The sequence below is a fragment of the Brevundimonas sp. genome (assembly GCF_036399195.1).
Lineage (GTDB): Bacteria > Pseudomonadota > Alphaproteobacteria > Caulobacterales > Caulobacteraceae > Brevundimonas.
This window is the reverse complement of the sequence record NZ_DASWNO010000001.1, coordinates 1-21512: the sequence shown is the minus strand read 5'-3', so window position 1 is coordinate 21512 and position 21512 is coordinate 1. Positions and strand designations below refer to the sequence as shown.

The 21512-nt window shown below is 68.5% G+C and carries 26 protein-coding genes; 21 read left to right on the top strand and 5 right to left on the bottom strand.

Translation table 11 applies throughout. The annotated features are described in order from the left end of the window. From tsaD to VGB60_RS00095, 8 genes are all read left to right on the top strand, one after another. The coding region (gene tsaD / locus VGB60_RS00130; RefSeq protein ID WP_331036263.1) for a tRNA (adenosine(37)-N6)-threonylcarbamoyltransferase complex transferase subunit TsaD at nt 1-862 on the top strand (862 nt) is incomplete at its 5' end. Nucleotides 863-872: 10 nt separating this feature from the next. Continuing rightward, nucleotides 873-1871 carry an NAD(P)H-dependent glycerol-3-phosphate dehydrogenase gene (locus tag VGB60_RS00125; protein WP_331036262.1) on the top strand — a complete coding sequence of 333 codons (999 nt, stop codon included), beginning with the start codon at nt 873-875 and terminating at the stop codon, nt 1869-1871. Next, the gene (locus VGB60_RS00120) at nt 1868-2251 is read left to right on the top strand and encodes a Rieske (2Fe-2S) protein (protein ID WP_331036261.1); all 384 of its coding nucleotides are present in this window, start codon (nt 1868-1870) and stop codon (nt 2249-2251) included. Before VGB60_RS00125 ends, VGB60_RS00120 begins: the two co-directional genes overlap by 4 nt. A 58-nt stretch (nt 2252-2309) precedes the next feature. Beyond that, nucleotides 2310-2879 (top strand): hypothetical protein, encoded by a 570-nt coding sequence (locus VGB60_RS00115; protein ID WP_331036260.1) that lies wholly within the window; start codon nt 2310-2312, stop codon nt 2877-2879. Between the two features lie 16 nt (nt 2880-2895). After that, the gene (locus VGB60_RS00110) at nt 2896-3519 is read left to right on the top strand and encodes a hypothetical protein (RefSeq protein WP_331036259.1); all 624 of its coding nucleotides are present in this window, start codon (nt 2896-2898) and stop codon (nt 3517-3519) included. 3 nt (nt 3520-3522) lie between these two features. Further along, entirely contained in the window at nt 3523-3828 is a 306-nt protein-coding gene (locus tag VGB60_RS00105; RefSeq protein ID WP_331036258.1) for a transcriptional regulator, read from the top strand. Between the two features lie 28 nt (nt 3829-3856). Then, complete coding sequence (locus tag VGB60_RS00100; RefSeq protein WP_331036257.1) at nt 3857-4636, top strand: tyrosine-protein phosphatase; 780 nt, start codon at nt 3857-3859, stop codon at nt 4634-4636. Further along, on the top strand, nt 4633-5934 hold the full coding sequence (locus tag VGB60_RS00095) for an anthranilate synthase component I family protein (protein ID WP_331036256.1): 1302 nt from the start codon (nt 4633-4635) through the stop codon (nt 5932-5934). The genes VGB60_RS00100 and VGB60_RS00095 overlap by 4 nt, the downstream gene beginning before the upstream one ends. Here the strand turns inward: VGB60_RS00095 and VGB60_RS00090 are convergent. Genes VGB60_RS00090 through VGB60_RS00080 form a run of 3 tightly spaced genes read right to left on the bottom strand, consistent with a single transcriptional unit; the run spans nt 5915 to nt 7625 of the window. Continuing rightward, complete coding sequence (locus VGB60_RS00090; RefSeq protein WP_331036255.1) at nt 5915-6448, bottom strand: TadE/TadG family type IV pilus assembly protein; 534 nt, start codon at nt 6446-6448, stop codon at nt 5915-5917. The genes VGB60_RS00095 and VGB60_RS00090 overlap by 20 nt on opposite strands. Further along, nucleotides 6445-6999, bottom strand: a complete 555-nt coding sequence (locus VGB60_RS00085; protein WP_331036254.1) for a TadE/TadG family type IV pilus assembly protein — start codon at nt 6997-6999, stop codon at nt 6445-6447. The genes VGB60_RS00090 and VGB60_RS00085 overlap by 4 nt, the downstream gene beginning before the upstream one ends. 11 nt (nt 7000-7010) lie before the next feature. Next, nucleotides 7011-7625 carry a pilus assembly protein N-terminal domain-containing protein gene (locus VGB60_RS00080; protein WP_331036253.1) on the bottom strand — a complete coding sequence of 205 codons (615 nt, stop codon included), beginning with the start codon at nt 7623-7625 and terminating at the stop codon, nt 7011-7013. A gap of 117 nt (nt 7626-7742) precedes the next feature. On the opposite strand from VGB60_RS00080, the gene VGB60_RS00075 reads away from it, so the two are divergent. The 9 genes from VGB60_RS00075 (at nt 7743) to VGB60_RS00035 (ending at nt 16849) form a co-directional block, all read left to right on the top strand. Continuing rightward, nucleotides 7743-7925, top strand: a complete 183-nt coding sequence (locus tag VGB60_RS00075; protein WP_331036252.1) for a Flp family type IVb pilin — start codon at nt 7743-7745, stop codon at nt 7923-7925. Between the two features lie 106 nt (nt 7926-8031). Further along, nucleotides 8032-8547: a prepilin peptidase gene (locus tag VGB60_RS00070; RefSeq protein ID WP_331036251.1), complete on the top strand. Its 516-nt coding sequence runs from the start codon at nt 8032-8034 to the stop codon at nt 8545-8547. Nucleotides 8548-8648: 101 nt separating this feature from the next. Next, nucleotides 8649-9551, top strand: a complete 903-nt coding sequence (gene cpaB / locus VGB60_RS00065; RefSeq protein WP_331036250.1) for a Flp pilus assembly protein CpaB — start codon at nt 8649-8651, stop codon at nt 9549-9551. 8 nt (nt 9552-9559) lie between these two features. Beyond that, nucleotides 9560-10981 (top strand): type II and III secretion system protein family protein, encoded by a 1422-nt coding sequence (locus VGB60_RS00060; RefSeq protein ID WP_331036249.1) that lies wholly within the window; start codon nt 9560-9562, stop codon nt 10979-10981. A gap of 8 nt (nt 10982-10989) precedes the next feature. Next, complete coding sequence (locus tag VGB60_RS00055) at nt 10990-11676, top strand: CpaD family pilus assembly protein (protein ID WP_331036248.1); 687 nt, start codon at nt 10990-10992, stop codon at nt 11674-11676. A 4-nt stretch (nt 11677-11680) separates the two neighbouring features. Then, the gene (locus VGB60_RS00050; protein WP_331036247.1) at nt 11681-13234 is read left to right on the top strand and encodes an AAA family ATPase; all 1554 of its coding nucleotides are present in this window, start codon (nt 11681-11683) and stop codon (nt 13232-13234) included. A gap of 3 nt (nt 13235-13237) precedes the next feature. Beyond that, nucleotides 13238-14866 (top strand): CpaF family protein, encoded by a 1629-nt coding sequence (locus VGB60_RS00045; RefSeq protein ID WP_331036246.1) that lies wholly within the window; start codon nt 13238-13240, stop codon nt 14864-14866. A 3-nt stretch (nt 14867-14869) separates the two neighbouring features. Further along, nucleotides 14870-15847, top strand: coding sequence for a type II secretion system F family protein (locus VGB60_RS00040; RefSeq protein ID WP_331036245.1), 978 nt, complete (start codon nt 14870-14872; stop codon nt 15845-15847). Nucleotides 15848-15862: 15 nt separating this feature from the next. Continuing rightward, nucleotides 15863-16849: a type II secretion system F family protein gene (locus VGB60_RS00035; protein ID WP_331036244.1), complete on the top strand. Its 987-nt coding sequence runs from the start codon at nt 15863-15865 to the stop codon at nt 16847-16849. Nucleotides 16850-16865: 16 nt separating this feature from the next. On the opposite strand, the gene VGB60_RS00030 is transcribed toward VGB60_RS00035, so the two are convergent. Beyond that, complete coding sequence (locus VGB60_RS00030) at nt 16866-17342, bottom strand: Lrp/AsnC family transcriptional regulator (protein WP_331036243.1); 477 nt, start codon at nt 17340-17342, stop codon at nt 16866-16868. A 136-nt stretch (nt 17343-17478) separates the two neighbouring features. Between VGB60_RS00030 and ald the strand changes: the two genes are divergently transcribed. Next, nucleotides 17479-18597 (top strand): alanine dehydrogenase, encoded by a 1119-nt coding sequence (ald, locus tag VGB60_RS00025; protein ID WP_331036242.1) that lies wholly within the window; start codon nt 17479-17481, stop codon nt 18595-18597. Between the two features lie 9 nt (nt 18598-18606). On the opposite strand, the gene VGB60_RS00020 is transcribed toward ald, so the two are convergent. Next, nucleotides 18607-19014, bottom strand: coding sequence for a hypothetical protein (locus tag VGB60_RS00020; protein ID WP_331036241.1), 408 nt, complete (start codon nt 19012-19014; stop codon nt 18607-18609). Between the two features lie 139 nt (nt 19015-19153). Here VGB60_RS00020 and obgE point away from each other — a divergent pair, with 139 nt between their 5' ends. The 3 genes from obgE (at nt 19154) to VGB60_RS00005 (ending at nt 21383) form a co-directional block, all read left to right on the top strand. After that, nucleotides 19154-20212 (top strand): GTPase ObgE, encoded by a 1059-nt coding sequence (gene obgE / locus VGB60_RS00015; protein WP_331036240.1) that lies wholly within the window; start codon nt 19154-19156, stop codon nt 20210-20212. Nucleotides 20213-20440: 228 nt separating this feature from the next. After that, nucleotides 20441-20629, top strand: coding sequence for a hypothetical protein (locus VGB60_RS00010; RefSeq protein ID WP_331036239.1), 189 nt, complete (start codon nt 20441-20443; stop codon nt 20627-20629). Nucleotides 20630-20765: 136 nt separating this feature from the next. Next, nucleotides 20766-21383, top strand: coding sequence for a nicotinate-nucleotide adenylyltransferase (locus VGB60_RS00005; RefSeq protein WP_331036238.1), 618 nt, complete (start codon nt 20766-20768; stop codon nt 21381-21383). The last annotated feature ends 129 nt before the right edge of the window (nt 21384-21512 follow it).

The following is a 21512-nucleotide window of genomic DNA, read 5'->3' as shown; positions in this document are numbered from 1 at the left end:
ACTGGGCTGGGACTCACTCGACGGCGTCGCCGCCACCGCCGGCCCCGGACTGGTCGGCGGAGTCATGGTCGGCCTCGGCTACGGCAAGGCGGTGGCGCTGGCGCGCGACCTGCCCCTGATCGCGGTCAACCATCTGGAGGGACACGCGGTGTCCGCCCGGCTGGGCGCGAAGGTCGATTATCCGTTCCTGCTGCTGCTGGTGTCGGGCGGCCACTGCCAACTGCTGGAGGTGCGTGGGATCGGCGACATGACCCGCCTCGGCACCACCATCGACGACGCGGCGGGAGAGGCGTTCGACAAGATCGCCAAGGCCCTCGGCCTCGGCTACCCCGGTGGTCCGGCGCTGGAGGCGCTGGCGGCGTCCGGGGACGGGGCGCGCTTCGACCTGCCGCGCGCCTTGCTGGGGCGCAAGGACTGCGACTTCTCCTTCTCCGGCCTGAAGACCGCGGCCTCCCGACTGGCGCAGGCCTGCGAGACGCCGCAGGACCGCGCGGACCTCGCCGACGCGGTGCAGACGGCGATCGCACGCCAGCTCAGCGACCGCTCCGACCGCGCCCTGAAGACCTATGCGGAGCGGCATGACCATCGCCTGTTCGTGGTGGCGGGGGGCGTGGCCGCCAACCGGACGGTCCGCGCGACGCTGGAGGAGACGGCGCGTCGCAACGGCTTCGCCTTCCTCGCGCCGCCCATGGCCTATTGCACCGACAACGCCGCGATGATCGCCCTTGCCGGGGCCGAGCGTTTGCGAAAGGGTCTGGTATCCGACATCGACACCGCCGCCCGGCCACGCTGGCCGCTGGATGAAGACAGAGCGCTCGCCGACCCGGTGCATCCGCCGGGCCGCAAGGGCGCCAAGGCCTAGGGAAGAACGCATGCGGTTCAGGACAGCGGGAGTGATCGGCGCGGGCGCCTGGGGCACGGCCCTGGCCCAGGTCGCCGCGCGGGCCGGGCTGGACGTGCTGCTGCAGGCGCGCGAGCCAGAGGTGGTCGAAAGCATCCGCGCGCGCCGGATCAACGAAGCCTTTTTGCCGGATGTGCGTCTGGAAGACCGCGTCTCCGTCACCGCCGAACTGGCCGACCTCGCGTCTTGCGACCTGATCCTGGCGGTGCCGCCGGCGCAGCACATGCGCTCGACCCTGACCGCCTTCGCGCCCCACCATCGCGCGGGCGTGCCGGTGGTGCTTTGCTCCAAGGGCGTCGAGCGAGGCTCGCTCAAGCTGATGACGGACGTGCTGGCCGAGACCTTGCCGCAGGCGCCCGCCGCCGTGCTGTCGGGCCCCAGCTTCGCCGGCGAAGTGGCGCGGGGGCTGCCCTCGGCTGTGACCCTCGCCTGCGCCGATCAAGCCTTGGGCGAGGAACTGATGGAGACCCTGTCGGCGCCGGGCTTCCGCCCCTACCTCGCCTCCGACCTGATCGGAGCCGAGGTCGGCGGGGCGATCAAGAACGTGCTGGCGATCGCCTGCGGCATGGCCGAGGGGCGCGGGCTCGGGCGCAGCGCCCACGCCGCCCTGATCACCCGCGGCTTTGCAGAGATGACCCGGATGGGCGTCGCCCTGGGCGGTCGGGCCGAGACGGTCGCCGGCTTGTGCGGGCTCGGCGATCTGGTGCTGACCTGCTCCAGCCCCCAGTCGCGCAACATGAGCCTCGGCCTCGCGCTCGGGCAGGGCCAGACGGTCGAGCAGGCGCTCGCGGGCAAGCGGTCCGTGGCCGAAGGCTATGAGAGCGCACCGGCGGTGCGCGAGCTGGCGGCGAAGATGGACGTGGACATGCCGATCTCCCTCGCCGTCGCCGCCCTGCTGAACGGCGAGACCACGGTCGAGGCGGTGATCGAGGATCTGCTGTCGCGCCCGCTCAAGGCCGAGCGGCATTGAGCGAGACGCCGCCCGCGCCGGAGCGGCGCCGGGTCTCGACGACCCCGCCTGGCGTGGGGCTGTGCGCCGAAGAGGACATTCCGGACCCGGGCTCGCGCGGCTTCGTGCTCCAGATCGGCGAGGCCTTTTTCCACGGCTTCGTCGTGCGACGGAACGGCGTGGTCAGCGGTTATGTCGACCGGTGTCCGCATCAGGGCTTCCCCCTCGCCATCGAGCTGGATCGCTACCTGATCCCCGACGGCTCGCTCATCCTGTGCGGTTGGCACGGCGCGGTGTTCGAGCCGGGCTCAGGGTTGTGCGTCGGCGGTCCGTGCGCCGGCGCCCGGCTGACGCCCTGGCCGGTCACCGTCAGCGACGGCGTGATCACGACCGCGTCATGAGAAAGCACTTTACATCATAAAGCAGTTGTGGGAGGTTGGGTTCATGGAGACCGCCGGCATGTCCACTTTCGCTTTCGACCCCCCTCGCGGACCTCTGCAGCCGACCGTCCAGGTCTGCGCAGGGCGTGTCCTGATGCTCGCCGGGGCCGCGTTCGGATCCGCCAATATAGTTCAGTGGGGCGTCCTCAGCGGAGCCTTGGGGTGGCATCCGGCGGTGCTGGCGGTCAGTTGGCCCGCCGCGGTCGTCGCTTTTCTCGTCGGGCTTCGTCGCCTGCGACGTGTCGGCGGCGCGGCCGGAATTCGGGTCGCCTCATGGTCCCGGGCGGCCATCCTGATCCAGATCGCCGCCGCCCTGGCGCTGCTGGCGGGCTCGGCGGCGACCGGCGATTGGTTCTTGATGCGCTGGACGGGCGCGGTCGGCGTGACGCTTTACGGGGTCGCCTGGGCGGTGGCGGCGTTGCGCAGCGGCAGCCTCGCCATGGGCCTGTTGGCGACAGGCGCCTTCGCCGGGATCGCCGCCCTAGCCGCCCGCATCGGCTCACCCGACCAGTATCTGATCAGCGCCTGTGCGCTCGCATTCGTGGCCTTGCTGCCCGGCCTTTGGCTGGCTGGCGGCCGTCGCCTTTGATGAGGGAAGCAGCCCAATGACCGAGAAGACCGACAACCCCGCCGCCGACATCGCCTGGATGCGCCAGCTCGCCGAGCAGGGCCGGGACGCACCCTTGCTCAACGGCCCCATTCTCGTCGCTGCATCGCTCATCTTCGGGACCGCAAACATGGTTCAGTGGGCGATACAGAGCGGCGCGCTCGATGTGGACCCGATGGTCCAGCTGTGGGTCTGGCTGGGAGCCGGAGCCGTTTTCGCGATCGCGCTCTATCTTCTCATCCAGCGCTTCAATCGCAAGTCGGGCTCCGGCTCCTACGGCAACAAGGCGGTGGGGGCGGCCTGGTCAGGTCTCGGGTTCGGCATCTTCGTGATGTGGCTCAGCCTGATGGCCGTCGGCTTCAGCTCCAACGACTGGACCATGATGTGGGCGATGCCCAGTGTCGTCGCGACGGCCTACGGCTCCGCATGGATCGTATCCGGCTCGATCTCGGGCCGACGCTGGATGACCGCCACGGGCCTGGTGTCCTATGCAAGCGCGGTGCTGTTCGGCGTCCTGATCGGCAACCCCGACATCTACCTCGCGTTCGCCGGTTTCATGGTGCTGACGGCGCTGGCGCCCGGCCTGGTGCTCATGCGCCAGGAAACCGCAGTGGCGGCTTGAGCCGTGGCGGATGATTTCGACATCGCGCGTATCGACGAGGTGATCCACGGGCGCATTCGGCTGGGCGTGATGGCCTACCTCTCGGGAGTGAGACACGCCAACTTCAATGAGCTGAAGGCGCGCCTGCAGACGACCGACGGCAATCTGTCGGTTCACCTCCGGAAACTCGAGGACGCGGGCTTCGTGGTGGTGACCAAGCGCTTCGAAGACCGGAAGCCGTTGACCGAAGCCTCGATGACGCCGGCGGGACGCAAGGCCTTCCTCGCCTATCTCGACGCCATGCAGCGGCTGGTCGCCGGGAGTGGTTAGGGCGGCCCGGCTCGGCTAGAAGGCGGCCATGCCTGACCGGATCCACCGCTTCGACGCCCTCGATAATTTCCGCGACTTCGGAGACTATGCGACAGCGGCGGGGCGGCGTCTGGTCGGCGGCCGCCTGTTCCGCTCGGCCCATCAGGCGCGGGTCAGCGACGCCGACCTCGAGCGGCTGGCGGCGCTGGGCATCGGAACGGTCGTTGACCTGCGCCGACCCTCGGAGCGGCGGGACCAACCTTCGCGGCGACCCGCCGCCTTCGCCGGGACCGTGATCGAGAGCGACCACGACGACGGCGGCGAGGCCCCGCATCTCACCTTCCTGAAGACCGCCGACCTGACCCCGGACTCGGGCCGCCGCTTCATGACGGAGACCTACCGGCGACTGGCGTTCGAACCGGCCCATCTCGATCTGTTCGGCCGCTATTTCCGCGCCTTGGGCGACGCCGATGCCCCGGTTCTCATCCACTGCGCGGCCGGCAAGGACCGGACGGGGCTCCTCGTCGCCCTCACGCACCAGATGCTGGGCGTTCATCGCGACGACATGGTCGAGGACTATCTGCTGACCAACACGGCCGTCGATCTAAAGGGCCGCGCGCCGGGGATCGCCCGGCAGCTGCAGTCGATGACAGGTCGGGCTGTCTCGCATGATGCGGTCGTCGCCTTCCTCGGGGTCGAACCGGTCTATCTCGAGACCGCGCTGGATGAGATCACGGCGCGATTTGGCTCGATGGACGCCTATTTCGAACAGGCGCTCGGCGTCGACCGGCCCCTGCGGGAACGTATCGGGCGGCGGCTGGCGGCGTGACCGCGGGCTTCTCCGACATTCGCGACCGGCCCTGGCGCGAACCTCTGGCGGCGGCAAGCGCCGTACGGGCGCTGGAGGGGCCCGTCGCACTGGTCTCGGACGGCGGAACGCTGGGCCGGTGGTCGTTCGTCGGGGCGGGACCGGACCTGGTGCACGTCGGCTCGTGGGACGGCGCGCCCGCCCTGTCGCAACCGCACGCAGCGGGCGTGGTCGGCCTGTTCGCCTATGACGCCGGCGCGCGCGGGGCGACGGGGCCGCGCGAGCCAGTGTGGCCTGATCTGATGCTGGCGCGATACCCCGCCCTGCTGGCGTTCGATCACCGAGATCGGGTCGTTAGGGTGATCGGCCGGGGCGCCGACCTGGCGCGGGCGCGCGCCGCCGCGGACCGCGCCGACGCCTGGCTGAGCGCCGCGGAAGACCTGGCCCGACCGCCCGCGCCCGCCGAGGCGTTCGAGCCGGAGGCCCCGGAAGAGGCCTATCTCGACTCCGTCGCCGACGTGGTCTCGCGGATCGCGGCCGGAGAGCTCTTCCAGGCCAACATCGCCCGCGCATGGTCGGGCCGCCTGATCCCCGGCCACGACCCCTTCGACGTCTTGTTGAGGCTGGCGGATCGGGCGGCCGCTTACGGGGCGTTCTGGCGTCTGGGAGACCTGGCGATCGTCTCCAACTCGCCCGAGATGTTCCTGACCTTCGACCCCGCCGACCGGCGCGTCGAAACCCGTCCGATCAAGGGCACCCGACCGCGCGCCGCCGACCCGGCGGAGGACGCCCGACTCATCGGCGAGCTCGCGGCCAGCGCCAAGGACCGCGCCGAGAACCTGATGATCGTCGACCTGATGCGGAACGACCTGGCGCGTGTCGCCGAGCCGGGCTCGGTCGCCGTGGACCGCCTGTTCGAGATCGAGACCCATCCTACGGTGCATCACCTGGTCTCGACCGTGTCGGCCCGGGCCCGGGGGGACGTCGGCGCCGCGGAGATGCTTGATGCGACCTTCCCTCCCGGTTCGATCACCGGCGCGCCGAAGCATCAGGCGATGAAGGTCATCGCGTCGCACGAGCCGCCGCGCGGCCCCTGGTGCGGAAGCCTGTTCCACATCGATGGCGAGGGCCGACTGACCGCCTCGGTGCTGATCCGGACGGCGTCGTTCCGCCGGTCCGGCGAGGTCTGGGACTACCGCGCCCTCGCCGGAGCGGGGATCGTCGCGGACAGCGACCCGGCGGCGGAACTGGCGGAGACAGAGGCGAAGATCAGCGCCCTGCGGGAAGCGCTCGTGGGGGTCAGCAACCCGTGCAGGTGACCTGATCGACGGTGCGGGGCCGCAGGTAGTATTTGTGCGAGAACTGCGTGATCGTCGGCATCAGATAGTCGACGGGCGAGTCGTAGTCATAGGTCGCTTCGGACATGATGATGCTCTGACCGTCGGTGATCAGATCGGCCGGAAGCGTGACCGTTTCGCCCGTGACCCGCGCCGCCATGCCGTTGCCCTTGCTCCATGTGACCTTGGCCACCCCGGACGTGCGGGTAATGCTGCTAACACGCTGTTTCAGCGGCGCCGTGGAGAAGGGCTTCATGATCAGCCCGCCGATGCTGAACATGTCGGTCAGGGCGGCGGCTGAAACCGTTTCTTCCTGGGCGACCAGATCGGCGACCATGGCCGATACGTGACCCATCCGCTTCTGGGCCATATAGCCCTGACAGAACTCCGCCATGCCGAAGTAGAAGGCGATCAGAACGGGCGCGAGCATCGCGAACTCGATCGCCGAGACGCCGCTTTCGTCGTTTCTGAAGCGGGCAAGAAGCGAGCGGGTCATGCGGGCTCGTTCCGGAACGCGGTCGTCGCGGTGAGGATGGCCGGGCCGTTCGTGGTCCGCGACAGCGCCTGGGACAGGAACGTCGTGATCAACGGCTGTTCGTACCAGACCCGCACCAGCATCAGGTCGCCGGGTGCGCCGTTGTTGTAGCTGGTTTTCGAGACGTCGAACGTGCCTGTCGACAGCGGGTCAGGAGGCGTGGTCGCGAACTGCGGGATCACCCGAACGTCAACCCGCGCGCGTGACGGGCAATCGGCCGAGAAGATGCTCATCCGGCTGCACAGGGACGTCTTGAACTGTTCCTTGGTCATGCCGGACGCGCTGGCTTGTCCGGTTCGCACCAACCGGCCTGTCTCGATCGCCGCGTTCTCGAGGATCGAGTCGGTCACGAATACGAGCCCGAGCTCCAGAATGGCGAACATCATCAGGACGAACGGCATGGCCACCATGCCGAACTCGACTGCGGCGGACCCGTCGCGCGCGCGGGCGAAGCGGGCGGCGAAGCCTCGCCGGCTTCGTGGCGGAGAGGATCTCGACAAGGAGCGGGGCACGGCGATTCGCCTCAAGGCGCTTCGCGGGAGACGCGCGCGGTGGCCGAGCAGGAGGCCGCGCAGGCCATTTCCGTGGCCTGGGCTCCACGCCAGACCCTGACCCGGCCGGCGCCGGCGCCGTCAGTGACGACGATCTGGCTCTGGAACACGGTGCGGCCCAGCGGGTCGACGGCGACGATCTCCGTCACTCCGTAGCCCTTGCCGGTGACATAGAGGGTGTTGGAATCAACCACGGTCACATCCGCGATCTGGGGATTGCCCACGATCACGGAACCGGCCGGGCCGGACAGTTGCACCCGCGCCGCCTGATGGATCTCCACGCTCAGACGCGACTGGCCGGACTGCGCCGGGGCCGCCGACGGAAGGGCCAGCAAGGCCGCGATCGCAAAGGCTCCGACGATGCGTGGGCGGGCCTTGGCTTGGAACCTGGTCTGTGCGGATCGGATCATGGCGATGACTTCTAATTGCGGGGCGCGCGCGTGAGCGTTGCGGAACAGTGCCGCGCATTCCTCAAGAAAGTCTGAAACGCCATAGACGGTACTGGAGTAGGGGCGCTCGTCACCACTGCCGACGGAGTGATCAGCGGCAAAATTCCGGATAATCGAAGTAAACAGCAGGGTAACCATGCCTGACGACTTGGTCTTAACCGCTCGGGTGCATGGTCACGATGCGTTTTGGGGGTCAAGCGGGCTACCGGCTCCCCCCGCCAGTTGCTCGCTTAGAAATCATCAGAGGATACGAATATGACCAAGTTTGTTTCGCGTTTCATGAACGACGAGTCCGGCGCCACGGCCATCGAGTATGGCCTGATCGCCGCCCTGATCGCCGTCGTCATCATCTCGGCCGTGACCGCCCTGGGCACGACCATCAAGACCAAGTTCGAAGCCGTTACCAGCGGCATGAACGGCACGGCTCCCGCCGCGTAAGGCGAGAACGCATCCGGACGAGTGGAGGCCGGGGCGGCGACGCTCCGGCCTCTTTCGCGTCTGCGGCTGCGGCAACCGGACTTTAACGGTGTCCAGGCTAGATGGGATGATGGACAGTCTGACACTCATCATTCTCGGAGCCATGCCGACACTCGTCATTGTCGGCGGACTCAAGGACCTGACCTCAATGAAGATTCCGAACTGGGTATCGGGACTCCTGATCGTCAGTTTTTTTCCCGCGGCCCTCGCGGTCGGCCTGGACCTACTGACCGTCGTCACCCATGTCGGCGTTGCCCTCCTCGCCCTGTTCGTCGGAGCAGGCATGTTCGCCCTTCGCTGGATCGGGGGCGGAGACGCCAAGTTGATGGCGGCCTCCTGCCTGTGGCTGGGACTGGGCGGCTCGGGAATTTTCCTCCTCTATACCGGCCTGATGGGAGGGCTGTTCTGCGTTTTCCTCATGTTCGCGCGGTCCTATTCCCGCCCGTACATCTTCGGCGCGCCCCAGTGGGTGGCCCAGCTGATGGAGCCCAAGGGAGACATCCCCTACGGCGTCGCGATCGCCGCCGGCGCCCTGGTGGCCTACCCGGCCTCCCCGCTCCTGGCCGCTTTTATCGCGGGCTGACGGGCACTTAGGCCGGCGTTAACCCGTCCACGGCATGGTCGTTAACGGTAGGGGCCGCAGGACCGACTCAGCGGTTCGGCCTGGCCTGCCGGAGACCGTTGATGAAGCCCGCCAGAATCATCGTGATCTGCGTCGCCGCCGTCGCCGCCATCGGGCTGGCTCTGGTCGTGCGCGCCATGGGATCGCCCTCGAACTCCCCCACCGCGGTGGCCACCGCCGCCGCCGTTCCCACGCGCCCGATGGCCAAGGTGCTGGTCGCCGCCAAGGACCTGCAGCCGGGCCAACGCCTCGCCGAGGGCGATCTCGCCTGGAAGGATTGGCCGGCCGACGAAGTGAACCCCGCCTTCATCACGGACGGCTCGACGCCTCTCCCGGCGGTCGAGGCCGCCATGGCCAAGCCCGAGGGCGCCGTGGCGTCCGTCACCCGCGCCGCGACGGAAATGGCGTCGGGCGGAGCCAAGGCGGATTACGTCGGCTCGGTCGTGCGTGAACCCATCCTCGCAGGCGAGCCCATCGTGGGCCGCAAGATCGTGCGGGCCGGCGACAGCGGCTACATGGCCGCCTATCTGGAGCCCGGCATGCGGGCCATGGCCATCCGGGTCACGGTGGAGACCGCCGCCGGCGGCTTTATCCTACCGGGCGATCGCGTCGATGTCCTGCTGACCCGCGAGACGACGCTCGCCAATGCCGCCACCGACACGACGGAGCGGTCCAAGTTCAACTCCTCCACCGTAATGCAGAACATCAAGGTGCTGGCCATCGACCAGTCGACGCGCGCGGGCGACGACGAGCAGGCGGTGGTCGGCGCGACCGCCACCCTCGAGGTCGGTCCCCGCGACGCCGAAGCGCTGGCCCTGGCCAAATCGGAAGGCGAGCTCAGCCTCGTGCTCCGCTCCTACGCCGACACCGGGGGGCCCTCCGGACGGGTGGCGCCGGTGGTCCGGCAATCGTCCGCCGTCCGCGTCTTCCGCGGCGGCGCGCCTGAAGTGGTGGTGGTGCAATGAGACCTCCGATGAAGCCTCTGACAGCTCTGGCGCTCGCCTGCCTGACCATCGCCGCGGTCGTTCCGGCCAGCTCTTCTCCGGCGCACGCCCAGTCCCGCGCCGCCGTGCCGTTGGGCGCCGGCGCGCAGCTGATCAACCTGCCGCGCGGCTCCTCGATGGCGATCGACCTGCCGTCGGACGCCCGGGATGTGATCGTGCCGAACCCCGTCGTGGCCGAGGCGATGCTGCACTCGCCGCGCCGCATCACCATCATCGGCCTGCAACCCGGCGAGACCGACGCGGTCGTGCTGGACGGCTCGGGCCGGACCATCCTGTCGTTGCGTATTCGCGTCGACGCCGGCGTGTCCGCGCTTCAGGACACCCTCAGCCGCGTCATGCCCGGCTCGCAGGTTCGGGCCGAGGCAGTCAATGACAGCATCATCCTGAGCGGACCGGTCGCGAACCCCGGAGAGGCCGATCGCGCCGCCCAGGTCGCCCGAGCCTTTGTCACCACACCCGAAAAGGTCATCAACATGATGACCATCCAGGGCTCCGACCAGGTCATGGTCAAGGCGCGCGTAATCGAGGTTCAGAGGACCGCGATCAAGCAGCTCGGCCTCGACGTCAACGCCGTCTTGCGGAACGTCGGCGACGGACTTGCCTTCTCCCAGGCCGCCGCCTTCGGCGTGTCCGGCAGCCAGGTGGGCGGCGGCGTCCTGAGTTATCTGGATCGCAGTGGCGACGGGAACGAGCTGAACACCAGCCTGCGCGCGTTCGAACGCGCCGGTCTGGTCCGCATTCTGGCCGAGCCCAACGTCACCTCAGTCAACGGCGAGAACGCGGAGTTCCTCGCCGGCGGGGAGTTCCCTGTACCCACCGGTCGCAGCGTCGACGCCACCACCGGGCAGGTCACCGTCGGCATCGAATTCAAGCCATTCGGCGTCAGGCTGGCGTTCCGTCCCATCGTCCTGTCGGAGGGTCGTATATCCCTCCAGCTCTCGACCGAAGTGTCGGAACTGACGACGGCCGGGGCCTACACGCTCGGCGGAACGGACGAGGACCCGCTGGTCATCCCCGCCCTGAACGTCCGCCGCGCCTCCTCCACCGTGGAGCTTCCCTCCGGCGGCTCCATGATGATCGCCGGGCTGCTGCGTGAAGACACGCGCCAGAACATCGACCAGCTGCCGGCTCTCGGCGACCTGCCGATTCTCGGGGCGCTGTTCCGCTCGCGCGACTACCTGTCGGGCGAAACCGAACTGGTCATCATCATCGAAGCCTACATCGTGACGCCGACGTCGCCCGGCCGGATGCAGACGCCGGCGGACGGTCTGGTCATCGCCAACGACGCCCAGACCCTGCTGTTCGGCCAGCTGAACCAGCAGTACCGCCCAATGGCCGGCGCCGCGCCGGCCGCCGGCTGGACCGGCCCTGTGGGCTATGTGATCGAATGAGGACGCTCGTGACACGCTCCTTCCTGCACCGCTCCATCTCGGCCGCCGCGCTTGCCGGGTGCCTGACCTTTGGCCTTTCCGGCTGCGCGTCGACCATGGCCGGGGATCCGGCGCCGCTGACGCCGCTGAGCCGCTACATGCTGCAGGTGGAGCCGGGGCTTGATCGGATCGCGCTGGCGGTCCGGGATGACGGACTTTCAGGCGCACAGCACGCCGCCGTTCAGGACCTCGCAGCCCGCTTTGGGGCGGCGGGGGCCGGCTATGTCCGGATTGAGGCTCCCGCAGGCGACGATCCGGTCGCCAGCGCCCACGCCTACGCCGTCGGGGCGGCCCTTGAGCGCGCAGGGGTTCCCGCCGAACGCATAAGGATGTCAGCCTACGCCGGTCCTGACCCGCGCGCGCCTGTTCTCGCCGGATTCGAGACGCTGCGCGCCCACGTCCCAAACTGCGCCGCGCAACGCCGGGACATGTCCACCAACCTGTCGAACCAGTCATCAGCCAACCTCGGCTGCGCGATCACCGCCAATATGGCCGCCCAGATCGCCAATCCTCGGGACATCCTGGGGCCGCAACCGATGACGCCTGCGGATTCGGGCCGGGCGGCGGTCGTGTTCAACGCGTATCGCAACGGTCGGCCCAGCTCGACTGCGCAGGAACCCCTGGTCAATGGCCAGATCTCAGCGGCGGTGAACTGATCCCATGAGCAACGCCTTCGCCCCCCAGCCCTTCGATGAGTTCGACGACGAGTTCGACCTCGATGCAGGATATACGACGCCGCAGGCGCCCGAAACGCCGCCCGCCGCGGCCTTCGCGGGTTCGCCGGCGCAGCCGGAGGCGAGGCCGACCCTTCAGTTCACCGCACCGGCCCATCCGGTCGCGACGGTCGAGCCCGCCGCGCCGATTCCCCATCCGGCGATCGCCGCGCCGCACGTCCCGGCCGTGACGGACTTCAACCCGGTCGGCGATCTGGTCGCCGAAGCCGCCTCGGCCTTCTCGGCGCCGGCCTTAAGCGGTCCGCACGCCCCCGAGGTTTCGGTCCCGCGCATCGCCATCCATGTGTTCGCCGAGCGTCAGGACACCCTCGCGGCCGCCGAACGGGCCGGCCAGGATCGCCGCCTGTCGCGCGCCAGCACCCAGATCCGCGTCGGCGGGGTCGCCGCGGCGGTCGAGGCCTATCAACACGAACCGACCCCGCCGCTGATCGTGGTCGAATGCATGAAGGACCCGCAGACCCTGCTGTGGGAAGTCGACCAGCTGGCCGAGGTCTGCGACGCCGGCACCAAGGTGGTCGTCGTCGGCGCCACCAACGACATCCTGCTGTTCCGCGAGCTGATGCGCCGCGGCGTCAGCGAATATCTGGTTGCGCCGCTGCAGCCGCTGCAGCTGATAGCGGCGATCGGCGGCCTGTTCGCCGATCCGGCCCAGCCCTTCGTCGGCCGCTCGATCGCCTTCGTCGGCGCGCGCGGCGGCACCGGCTCGAGCACAGTCGCCCACAACACCGCATACGCCATGAGCGAGCGGATCGGCGCCAATACGGTGATCGTCGACTACGACCTGCCGTTCGGCACCGCCGGCCTCGACTTCAATCAGGACCCGCTCAGCGGCGTCGCCGACGCGCTCAGCCAGCCCGATCGCCTCGACCCCGTGCTCCTGGATCGGATGATGGTGCGCTGCACCGACAAGCTGAGCCTGTTCGCGGCTCCGGCGACCCTGGACGTCGACTGGGACATCTCTCCGGAAGCGTTCGAAGAGGTCACGACCCAGATCCGCTCGACCGCGCCCTTCGTGGTGCTGGACCTGCCGCACCTCTGGTCCGGCTGGATGCGCCGCACCCTGATCGCGGCCGACGAGGTCGTCGTGGTCGCGACTCCTGACCTGGCCTCGCTGCGCAACGCCAAGAACATGATCGACCTGATCAAGCAGGGCAGGCCAAACGACGCGCCGCCGCGGCTGATCCTCAACCAGGTCGGTGTTCCGGGCCGGCCCGAGATCCCGGCCAAGGAGTTCGGCGCCGCCCTGGGCGTCCACCCCAGCCTGCTGATCCCGTTCGATCCGAAGACGTTCGGAGCCGCCGCCAACAACGGACAGATGATCCTGGACGCGGGGGCCAAGTCGAAGGCCGCCGAAGCCTTCCAGACGCTGGCCCAAATCGTGTCTCGCCGCGAGCTTCCGCTGCTCACGGGACCGAAGGGCAAGCCCGCCAAGGCCGACGGCAAGTCGCTTCTCAGCGGCCTGTTCCGGAAGAAGTCCTAGAGCGTGTTCGGCAAACGCACAGGTCAACCGGGGGCGGCGCCCGCTCCGCGTCCCGCGGCTCCTTCTCCGGCGCCCCAGCCGGCGGCGGCTCCGGGCGCTGCCGCTGAAGCGTTCGCCTTCGCCGGCGAGGGCGACCTGGCCCTGGCGCCCGCCCCCGCCCCTGCGCAGATGCGCAAGACTGACACGCCGGCCGCTCCGAAACCCACCTCAGCCGCCGCGGACCGGCTCGACGCGCTCGCTGCGCGCCCGAGGCCCGCGGGCGAGCCCGCCCCGGCGCCGAAGGGCCCGGGTCCCAAGGCCACGGCCGGATTCGAACAGCTGAAGAAGGCCCAGGCCGTCGCGGAGATCGTCCGCGAGCAGTCCGACTATTATCACGCGACCAAGACGACGATCTTCAACGCCTTGATGAACACCATCGATCTGGCGCAGTTGGCCCAGCTCGACACCAAGGCGGCCTCCGAAGAAATTCGCGACATCGTCTCCGAACTGGTGGCGATCAAGAACGTCTCCATGTCGGTGGCCGAGCAGGAGCACCTGGTCCAGGACATCGTCAACGACGTCCTCGGCTATGGCCCGCTGGAGCCCTTGCTGGCGCGCGACGACATCGCCGACATCATGGTCAACGGCGCCGGCCGGGTGTTCATCGAGGTGGGCGGCAAGGTTCAGCTGACCAACGTCCGCTTCCGCGACAACGCCCAGCTGATGAACATCTGCCAGCGGATCGTGTCCCAGGTGGGCCGCCGCGTCGACGAGAGCTCTCCGATCTGCGACGCCCGCCTGCCCGACGGCAGCCGCGTCAACGTCATCGCCCCGCCCCTGGCCATCGACGGCCCGACGCTGACGATCCGGAAGTTCAAGAAAGACAAGCTGACGATGAAGAATCTGGTGGAGTACGCCTCCATCAGTCCCGAGGGCGCGCGCGTCCTCGGCGTCATCGGCGCCTCGCGCTGCAACCTGGTCATTTCGGGCGGCACGGGCTCGGGCAAGACCACGCTGCTGAACACCCTGACCGCCTTCATCGACCCCACGGAGCGCGTCATCACCTGCGAGGACGCCGCCGAACTGCAACTGCAGCAGCCGCACGTGGTGCGCCTTGAGACCCGCCCGCCCAACCTCGAAGGCCAGGGCATGATCACCATGCGCGACCTGGTGAAGAACTGCCTGCGTATGCGCCCCGAGCGGATCATCGTCGGCGAGGTCCGCGGGCCCGAAGCGTTCGATCTGCTGCAGGCCATGAACACCGGCCACGACGGCTCAATGGGCACGCTGCACGCCAACTCCCCGCGCGAAGCCATCAGCCGTATGGAGTCCATGATCACCATGGGCGGCTACGGCCTGCCGTCCAAGACCATCCGCGAGATGATCGTCGGCTCGGTCGACGTCATCGTCCAGGCGGCGCGCCTGCGCGACGGCTCGCGGCGGATCACGCACATCACCGAGGTGGTCGGGCTGGAAGGCGACGTGATCGTCACCCAAGACCTGTTCGTCTACGAAATCACCGGCGAGGACGAGCACGGCAAGATCATCGGCCGTCACCGCTCGACCGGCATCGCCCGTCCCCGCTTCTGGGACCGCGCCCGCTACTATGGGCTGGAGCGCGAGCTGGCCGAAGCGCTCGACGCGGCGGAGTAGGACATGCTCCCGATCCTCGCCGCCGTCCTGGCCTTCATCACCATCGGCGGTCTGGGCTGGGCTTTCGTCGGACAGGGCGATTCCAGCGAAGCCGCCCTGAAGCGCGCCCAGGCTTTCGGGGGGCCTAAGCAGAACAACTCGGCCGCCCGCAAGGCCGCGGCCGCGAACACGCCCGAGGCCCGCCGCAAGCAGATCATGAAGCAGCTCCAGGAGTCGGAGCGCGCTGAACGGAAGGCCCGCATCAGCCTGGCCGCCAAGCTCAAGCAGGCCGGTCTCAACACCAAGGTGGCGACCTTCTGGATCATCAGCGGCGTCATGGGCGCTGTCGCCTTTCTGCTGCCGCTGGTGTTCGGCCTGAACATCCTGATCGCGCTCGGCATCGGCGTCGTGGTCGGGTTGGGCCTGCCCCGCTGGTGGGTCGGGATGCTTGGCAAGCGCCGTCGCAAGAAGTTCTCGAGCCACTTCCCTGACGCCGTCGACGTGATCGTCCGGGGCATCAAGTCGGGCCTGCCGGTCCACGACTGCTTCAAGATCATCGCGCGCGAGAGCCCGGCCCCTCTGGGCGCCGAATTCCAGAAGCTGGTTGAAGGGCTGGGCGTCGGCCTGACGCTCGCCCAGGCCCTGGACAAGATGTACGAGCGCATGCCGACGCCGGAGCTGAAATTCTTCTCGATCGTCATTGCGATCCAGCAGAAGACCGGCGGCAACCTGGCGGAGGCGCTCAACAACCTCTCGGTCGTTCTGCGAGCCCGCCGGATGATGGGCGAGAAGATCAAGGCGCTGTCGTCGGAAGCAACCGCTTCGGCCGGCATCATCGGCTCCCTGCCCCCGGCCGTGATGATCCTGGTCAGCCTGACCACCCCCGCCTACATGGCCAAGCTTTTCATCGATCCTCGCGGGCAGTTCATGCTGTTCGTCGCCGTGGCCATGATGGCTTTCGGCGTCTTCGTCATGAAGAAGATGATCTCCTTCAAGTTCTAGGACCCGCGCGATCCCATGATCGAGTTTTTCACCAACGTGCAGAACCTGCTGAGCATGGCCGTCGGCGTGCTGGTGTTCGCCACCCTGGTGACGCTGCTGAGCTCGTTCAGCGGCGGCGGGAAGATGGAAAGCCGGATGAAGGCGGTGGCCGAGCGGCGCGAGGAGCTCAAACGCCGGTCGCGTCAGGCCATCGCCAGCCAGAACAACGGCGGCCAGGGCGGTCTCCGACACTCGGACGAGGGATTCAAGAAGCGGGTCGTCGAACAGCTGAACCTGACCAAGCTGCTTGAGGATCCCAAGGTCGCGGACAAGATGGCCCAAGCCGGCTATCGCGGACCCAAGCCGCTGACGACCTTCTACTTCTTCCGCTTCTCGATGCCTTTCGTCTTTCTCGGGATCGCCGTCTTCTACCTGTTCGTCTTCAACGATTTCGGCATGCCGTTCATGTCGCGGGTGACGATCAGCATGGTCGCGGCCGTCATCGGCTTCTATGGCCCCAACATCTTCCTGGCGAACCGCATCGCCAAGCGCCGCACCTCGATCATGCAGGCGTTCCCGGACGCGCTGGACCTGCTGCTGATCTGCGTCGAGGCCGGCATGTCGATCGAGGCCGCCATCCAGAAGGTCAGCCAGGAGATCGGCGGCTCGTCGATCGACCTCGCCGAGGAACTGACCCTGCTCTCGGCCGAGCTCAGCTATCTCCCGGATCGCCGGATGGCCTATGAAGGTCTCGCCAAACGCACCAACCACCCGGGCGTTAAGTCGGTCGCCACAGCCATGACCCAGGCGGAGACCTACGGCACGCCGCTGGGGACCGCCCTGCGCACCATGGCCAAGGAAAACCGCGAGTTGCGGCTCTCCGCGGCGGAGAAGAAGGCGGCCGCCCTGCCGGCCAAGCTGACCGTGCCGATGATCCTGTTCTTCCTGCCGGTCTTGTTCATCGTCATCCTGACGCCCGCGATCATCAGCATTCAGGACACCATGGCCGCGGGCGGCGGCTGACACCGGTCGCGTCCGGCTAGACGGGCAAGGCGCCGCGCTTGACCACCGTCCGCATCGCCACGCTGGAGGAGACCCGGGTCACGCCGGGAATGCGCGTGAGCTCGCGCGAGTGGACCCGCTCCAGATCGTCGACGTCCCGCACGACCAGCCGAAGCAGGTAGTCCGACCCGCCGGTCATCAGGTAGCACTCGACCACCTCTGGAACCGTGGAGATGGCCGTCTCGAAGGCCGTCAGCGAGGCCTCCGCCTGCGAAGACAGGGTCACGGTCACGAACACGCTGATCGGCAGGCCGACGGCCCGCTCGTTGATGATCGCCGCGTACCGGCTGATCACCCCCTCGGTCTCCAGCGCCCGCAACCGGCGCAAGCAGGCGCTCTCGGACAGGTTCACCGTCCGCGCCAGATCGGCGTTGGTCATGCGGCCGTCGCCCTGTAGCGCCCGGATCATGCGGCGGTCCGTGTCATCGAGTGTGACGGCGGAAATCGTCTTCAAGGCGTACCTCGTTCGCAGATTCTGCGACTGTACGGCGCTTGGTCGGCGAAAAGAACAGGAACCTGCGACGGCGACGCCGCTAGATTGCGGCCCGAAGCGGCGGCCGCGAGCCCGCCCCCGATCAGAGGAAACGGTCATGCGCGTCGGCGTCCCCAAGGAAATCAAGAAGAACGAACACCGAGTCGGCCTGACGCCGACGGCGGTCCGCGAGTACGTGGCCCACGGCCATGCCGTCTCAATCGAGACGGGCGCGGGACTGGGCGCCGGGTTCACGGACGCCGACTTCACCCGGGCGGGCGCGAAGATCGTCGCCGATGCGAAGACCGTGTTCGCGGACAACGACATGATCGTGAAGGTCAAGGAACCCCAGAAGGTCGAGTGGGAGATGCTCCGCGAGGACCAGATCCTGTTCACCTACCTGCACCTCGCGCCCGATCCCGAGCAGACCAAGGGGCTGATCGCCTCTAAATGCGCCGCCGTCGCCTATGAGACGGTGACCGGAGCCCAGGGCGGCCTGCCCCTTCTGGCGCCGATGTCGGAAGTCGCCGGGCGCATCGCCGTCTTCTCGGCCGCCGAAACCCTGCTGAAGCACAACGGCGGCATGGGCCTGCTGTTCTGCGGCGTCCCAGGCGTGGCGCCCGCGCGCGTGCTGGTGCTGGGCGGCGGCGTCGTCGGCCTGAACGCGGCGCGCATGGCCATGGGTCTGGGCGCCGAGGTCGTGGTGCTGGAACGCTCGATCCCGCGCATGGCCTATATCGACGAAGTCACCCAGGGCCGGGTCATCACCCGCTACTCCTCCATCGGCGCGATCGAGGAAGAGATGGTCAAGGCCGACGTCATCATCGGCGCCGTGCTGGTCCCCGGCGCGGAGGCGCCCAAGCTGATCAAGCGCGAACACCTGAAGCAGATGAAGCCCGGCTCGGTGCTGGTCGATGTCGCCATCGATCAGGGCGGCTGTTTCGAGACCAGCCGCGCCACGACCCACGAGGACCCGACCTACGTCATCGACAATGTGGTGCACTACTGCGTCGCCAACATGCCGGGCGCCGCGCCGCGCACGTCGTCGGAAGCCCTAAACAACGCGACCCTGCCCTTCGGCCTCGCGCTGGCGGACAAGGGGCTCGAGGCGCTGAAGCAGAACCCGCATCTGGCGCGGGGCCTGAACGTGCTGAAAGGCGAGATCACTTACCCGGCCGTCGCCGAGGCGCTGGACATGCCCTGGAGCGATCCGTTCGGAGTGTGGGCGAAGGGCTGACCCCCGCCCTCAGACCCGCCGAAGGCTCCGGGCGAACTCGCTGACGTCGGCGATCAGCATTGTTTCGCCTTCGAACCAGAAGCGGGTCAGGGCCTCGTGATTTAGCGCGACCCACTCCAGCGCCTTCGGGGCGATCCGGTTCAGGTCGCGCTCGTCGAGACTGTTCGCCAGAACGCGCGGATTGGGTCCGTTTGAGATGGAGGCGCTGGGCTGGCCGCGGCCCGGCTTGAGGTACAGCTTCACACGCGGGCCGCGCTGGCCCATGGCCGTCGAGATGAAGATGGTGGCGAGCACCCCGGTCCGGTCAGGGGGAAGATTGGCCATCTCGAAAACCTCATCCTCGCCCAGGGCGGCCAGCTCTTCCTCGAGAGTCGCCTCGCGCTCCGTCCAGACGGTGATGGTCTCGTGCACGGTCATGAGCAGAGTGTCGGACCGCCGCGAGGCTTAGTCAAACACCTCGCCCGCCTGTAAATCGCCGCTCTCTTGCGCCATAAGCCGCGCTCAAGCAGCGCGCGACCGCGTCGCGAGCGATAGCGCCCTTCTAAGAAAAGCCGCGATGAAGTTCCTCGACCAGGCCAAGATCTACATTCGCTCGGGCAACGGCGGCGGCGGAGCCGTGTCGTTCCGGCGCGAGAAATTCATCCCCAACGGCGGCCCGGACGGCGGTGACGGCGGCAATGGCGGCAACGTCTGGATCACGGCCGTCGACGGCCTGAACACCCTGATCGACTATCGCTACCAGCAGCATTTCAAGGCCCAGACCGGTGTTCACGGCATGGGCCGCCAGATGCACGGGGCCAAGGGCGAGGACGTCATCCTCAAGGTCCCGGTCGGCACCCAAGTGCTCGACGACGACAAGGAAACCGTGCTGCTCGACATGGACGTGGCCGGCAAGACCGAGCTGCTGCTCAAGGGCGGCAACGGCGGTTGGGGCAACGTCCGCTTCAAGGGGCCGTCCAACCAGGCCCCGACCTACGCCAACCCCGGTCAGGAGGGGCAGGAGCGCTGGATCTGGCTGCGGCTGAAGCTGATCGCCGACGTAGGTCTGGCCGGGCTGCCCAACGCCGGCAAGTCGACCTTCCTCGCGGCCTCCAGCGCCGCGCGGCCCAAGATCGCCGACTATCCCTTCACGACGCTGGTGCCGAACCTCGGAGTGGTCGATCTGTCGGCCACGGAGCGGTTCGTCATCGCCGACATCCCGGGCCTGATCGAGGGCGCGCACGAAGGCGCCGGCATCGGCACCCGCTTCCTCGGCCACGTCGAGCGTTCCGGCTGTCTGATCCACCTGATCGACGGCACGCAGGACGACGTTGGCCAGGCCTACCGCATCATCCGCCACGAACTGGAGGCCTACGGCGCCGGCCTGGCCGACAAGCCGGAAGTCCTGGCGCTGAACAAGATCGACGCCCTGACGCCGGAGGCGCGCGAGGAGAAGGCCGCCGAGCTTGCAGCCGTCGCGGGTCGCCGCCCCATGCTGGTCTCGGGCGTCTCCGGCGAAGGCGTCACCGAACTGCTGCGCGCCGCCTGGACCGAGGTCCGCAAGGACCGCGGCGAAGTCGCCCCCGCCGAGACGGACGAAACGGTCGTGGAGACCCCCGGCGGCTGGGCGCCGTAGGCTGCGAGACTCCTGCGCCATCAACTCCGCTCATACCCGCGAAAGCGGGACCCAGTGGTGTCCAGCTTGGCGCCGGCGCTTCAGGAAGACTGACCGCGCCCCCGCTTCGCCTCAGGGCGCCCGAAGGACCGGGTCCCCGCGTTGAGGGGATGAGCGGATGAAGAGATGGCGGCTCCTGCAACGGAGCCTTGAGCGCGGCATTCCACTGTCTTTGCTGGAGGCGCCACGATGCCCGACGACCACCCCATCCAGACCGACGGCCGCGAGAAGAACGGCGCGACACCGCTCGGTCGGCCGGACGCCTCGACCTCCGAGGCCGACGTGAAACGCAACGCCGACCGCGAGCAGCGCAGCGCCGGTCCCGACGGACCCGACGCCACGGAGATCGGCGACACGTTCAAGAAGCAGCCGGGCTGAAATCGGCGAGGCGGATCGACCGCGACACCCCGCTCGGGGCGTGTTAGCTCCCTCGTGAGCATAAGTCCGCCCGAGCCCGCCTTTGCCCTTCTTTCACGCCGGTCCCGCCCCGAAAGCCTCCGGCCCGAGACCCGGCGTGCTGCGCGATGGCCTGGACCTGCAGCCGGGCCTGAAGGTCGGTCTGTTCGGCGGCTCGTTCAATCCGGCGCACGACGGCCACGCCCACGTGGCGGAGACGGCCATGCGCCGGCTGGGTCTCGACCGTGTCGTCTGGCTTGTCTCGCCCCAGAACCCCCTGAAGTCATCGGACGAGACCGCGCCGCTGCCGGAGCGCATGGCCTCGGCGCGGCGCGCGGCGGCGCTGGCGGCCACGGGTCCGACTATGGTCGTTTCGGACTTCGAGACCCGCGCCGGCACCCGCTGGACCGTGGACACCCTGCGCGCGATCACCGCGCGCCATCCCGGCGTGGATTTCGTCTGGGTCATGGGTTCGGACAACATGGCGACCTTCCATCTCTGGCGCGGCTGGACCGACATCATGCGGATGATGCCCGTCGCGGTCGTGGCGAGGCCGGGATCCCTGCTGGACAGTCGCACGGCCCCCGCCGCCGCCCGCTTCTCCGCCGCGCACCTGCCCTCCGAGAAGGCGCGGCTGCTGCCTGGCATGCCGGCGCCGGCCTGGACCTACCTGACGGCGCCGCTGAATCACCGCTCCTCGACGGCCCTGCGGCGCGAGGCGGCGGGGAACCGGTGACGCGAGAGCCGGTTGGTGCTATACTGCCCCTTTAGTAACCACCCCCGGAGCCTTCCGCTGACCCCCTCGCCCGCGCACGATGCGCAAGACGCAGCCGTTTCGAACACGGCGCACGAGATGGACGCCATC